Raw genomic sequence first — 3,155 nt, 5'->3', positions numbered from 1 at the left:
CCCCCATGGACTGGTCGCTGGTCCCGTGTAGGGGGTGGGTCTCAAGCCCCCCTTGCGTGTGCGGCAAGGACAAGCCGACATACCTGAATCGTCAAGCATCGCTGTTCGCCATTCAGGATAGCCGCTTATCCACGGCTACATCAAAGCATATATCTTACCGTGATTCTTTAGAATTTTATCACCACACTTTCGTTGCATCAAACGAGGGTCGAGTTTTTTCGGTTGATTAGACGGGTAGGTTGTTGAGACCGTTGCGTGATCCCTGGCGCTGCGGTAGTGAGGAACTGACTCTTTGCAATGAGTTTAATGGGCCATGAGGAGGCGAGATATGGACGTTTCTTATGTCGACGTGCAGCAACTGAGAGAAGCCTTTGGCGAGGATCAAGGCAACGCCCTGATTGCCTTCCTTGAAACGATATTTAGCGACAAGCCGCTTTTGTGTGCCGACGTCCGAAGCCTTGAAAATGCCTTCGGCGAAGAGAAGGCCGACGTATTGATCCAATTCGTCTTCAATTGGAGGGAACACCGTCGGAATGCATCACTGTGGAGTTCGTTCGATTTTGAGTCGGTCCTGGAACGTCTTCCTCTGCAATGAGGTCAGACCAGCATTTTGCCATGCGCTGACAGCACTCTGGCAGGGAACGGACCTATCGGCAATTTCAATAGCGGGCACATTTCAGGCTCGTGAAAGGGCTGTTTTTTGCCCTGAAAATATGAGGTAAATGATTGGGATATCATGATATAGTGCGCCAATAGCCTTCAAAGTTAACATAATGGTCATTAGGAGACACGGAATTTATTTGAGATATAGCGCGGGGTTTCCGATAGGCGCAAACTATAGAAGTTTATAAACAGATTTTCGTGCAACTCGTGCTACGATCACAGGCAAGAGTGATACGGGATTTTAAGGCTGATTCAAAGAAAATACCACCCCCTCGAAAAATCCTCAACGCTCCAACATCGCTTGACGATGACCGGCGTTGCGTTAATCTCTGACCCAACAAGGGGGCACACCATGATTTATGAAAGCCTCGCCACCAAGTCAGATCTGAAAGGTATGGAACTCCGGCTCACACTTCGTATGGGCGGGATGCTCACCGTTGTCCTTGCGATCCTGGTCGCTTTGAAGATTTTTTCGTAACTCCACCCAACAAGAGGGGGCCGCATGACTCTTTCAGAAAGCTTTGAAAGCCTCGCGACGAAACATGACTTGCGAGACCTGGAAGCGATTTTCCAGGCGGACTTGCGCGAGCTGGAAGCCCGTCTAAGGGCCGACATCGAAAAGATGCGGGTTGACATGGGAAAGATGAAGGATGACTTGACGATTCGTATGGCCGCCATGCTTATGGCCACGGGTGGCCTCGTCATTGCTGTCATAAAGTATGTTCTTTAATCCTTAATCTAAAAAAAACACACAAAAGGCCCGACTTGCACAAACAGGCCGGGCCATGTCCATCAAGGCCTTACGACATCGCGGTCCTATGCTTCAAAAATTTGGCTAGGTCCGTGGCCCGGCGGATCGACAGTGAGCCATCCAAAACCATGGATTTGAGTCTGTCGCTTGCCTTGTGCAGGTGCAACCGCTCAATAATATAAGCCCTTGACTTTCCAACCTTTCTTGCTATTGCGCTGTTCGACAGGCCTGATGCTTCTAACCTGCTAAAGTAGATTCCCTCTTCAACCGGGTTCATGGCTGGCTTGGCGGGAATTGGCCGCAGTCTGAAAATACGTCTCGTCTTCTTCAAAAATATTCCTTTCGTAAGTTGTTTAATTTAAAGGATGTTCTTGTTGGAACATCCCCGTCACAAGTTGCATATGTGACACCTCCTCTGACCTTGAGGAGCAAGCTAGCATGGCCTTTCAGAGGTACGGACTCCATAGCACTCTTTAGTATAAGCCACTGTCATGGTTCACTATTTTTCAAATAACTCCGTAGGGCACAACCCTCTTGTCAGAGATGGGCCGAAACCGTATGCCTTCGGTCCATGGAACTTCTGACCCTGAAAAACATCGCCAAGAAGCTAGGCCGTCCTGAATCCACATTGCGTTGGTGGAGAGATCGGTTCGCCGAGTACGTTCCTTGGAGCGGTGAAGGCCGTACCAGAATGTACCCGCCAGAGGCCGTAAAAGTCTTTGCGTTCATCGAAAAAGCTTACAAACGCGGTGATAACGCGACGCAAATTAAGGCGGGTCTATCCCAACGATTCCCGGTTGATACGTCTACAGCAATGGCGCAGTATCGCAGTAAGTCGGCAACACAGCGGCAAGGCAATGATCTTGTGCCCATGGACATGGCTGGGATGATCCTGGACCAGCGAGAAGCTATCGCAATGTTGACGCAACGATTGGCTCAGCAGGAAGCAGCTTTCAAGGCTGATATCGACCAGGAACGAGAGGCCCGCTTGGCGCTTGAAAACAAGCTGGGGGTGTTGGAAGCCGAGCTTGTGGCGGGCAAGCGAAGGCAACGTGAGTTCGAGGCCCACATGGCAGACAAGATTAAGGAGAAATCCTAGCAGATACGGGGCTATACAGAACTTTTGAAGTATCTACGGCAGACCTCACACTTCTTCGACCTGGTCGGGTTGCACGTGCCGGATTCAAAGCACCTCTTGGCCGCAAGCACTGTTCTGTTGTTTACTGTGCTCGTATCTTTACGCTTCTTCTCTTCAACTTTCTTTTTTGAGAATATAAATCGTATTGAAGTTACTTTATTTTTTGTTTTGATCGGTTCCCACTCGTAGCGTAGTGAAGTATGCTTATGTATGTCTTTGTGTGCCTTCTCAAGTACACGGCGACGGAACGCAGCATAGTCTTTCCTGTGCGAATCTGGCACAAAAAGAATATCTTGCAGTTCTTCTACAGAAATAATGAAGTCTGGTTGATCATCCCAAGATTTTAATATTTCAAAAAGTCTTTGGCTGTAAGTAGATGGCAGCATTAAATATTCATACAAAGAGTATTTAGTGAAATGTTCATTTAGATTTAGGTAGTGCTCTTTCATATCAGGATGAAACTGGACATGTATGCATCCATCCTTGTTGTTGTATTCAGCCTTTAAGAACACATTATATAGAGCCCATCCTGTTTCTTTTTTGACCTCTATAACACGTGACATCAGTTGTTTTGATGCCATTTTAATTCTTGTATATGTTTTT

6 protein-coding genes are annotated in these 3,155 nt (G+C 47.8%); 4 read left to right on the top strand and 2 right to left on the bottom strand.

Going from position 1 to position 3,155, the window contains the following annotated elements; genetic code table 11:
- The first annotated feature begins 328 nt into the window (after positions 1 to 328).
- From G451_RS0120190 to G451_RS0120180, 3 genes are all read left to right on the top strand, one after another.
- Complete coding sequence (locus tag G451_RS0120190) at positions 329 to 595, top strand: hypothetical protein (protein WP_027185669.1); 267 nt, start codon at positions 329 to 331, stop codon at positions 593 to 595.
- A gap of 420 nt (positions 596 to 1,015) precedes the next feature.
- Positions 1,016 to 1,141, top strand: a complete 126-nt coding sequence (locus G451_RS35220) for a hypothetical protein (protein ID WP_281171575.1) — start codon at positions 1,016 to 1,018, stop codon at positions 1,139 to 1,141.
- Positions 1,142 to 1,165: 24 nt separating this feature from the next.
- Positions 1,166 to 1,393: a hypothetical protein gene (locus G451_RS0120180; protein ID WP_027185668.1), complete on the top strand. Its 228-nt coding sequence runs from the start codon at positions 1,166 to 1,168 to the stop codon at positions 1,391 to 1,393.
- A 70-nt stretch (positions 1,394 to 1,463) separates the two neighbouring features.
- On the opposite strand, the gene G451_RS35480 is transcribed toward G451_RS0120180, so the two are convergent.
- On the bottom strand, positions 1,464 to 1,691 hold the full coding sequence (locus G451_RS35480; RefSeq protein ID WP_483782857.1) for a hypothetical protein: 228 nt from the start codon (positions 1,689 to 1,691) through the stop codon (positions 1,464 to 1,466).
- Positions 1,692 to 1,985: 294 nt separating this feature from the next.
- On the opposite strand from G451_RS35480, the gene G451_RS0120170 reads away from it, so the two are divergent.
- Complete coding sequence (locus G451_RS0120170; RefSeq protein WP_027185666.1) at positions 1,986 to 2,513, top strand: MerR family transcriptional regulator; 528 nt, start codon at positions 1,986 to 1,988, stop codon at positions 2,511 to 2,513.
- Positions 2,514 to 2,524: 11 nt separating this feature from the next.
- On the opposite strand, the gene G451_RS0120165 is transcribed toward G451_RS0120170, so the two are convergent.
- Positions 2,525 to 3,155: replication initiation protein (locus G451_RS0120165; protein WP_027185665.1), on the bottom strand; the 631-nt coding region annotated here is incomplete at its 5' end.

The organism is Desulfovibrio inopinatus DSM 10711, assembly GCF_000429305.1.
Lineage (GTDB): Bacteria > Desulfobacterota > Desulfovibrionia > Desulfovibrionales > Desulfovibrionaceae > Alteridesulfovibrio > Alteridesulfovibrio inopinatus.
This window is presented reverse-complemented; position numbering and strand designations above follow the sequence as displayed.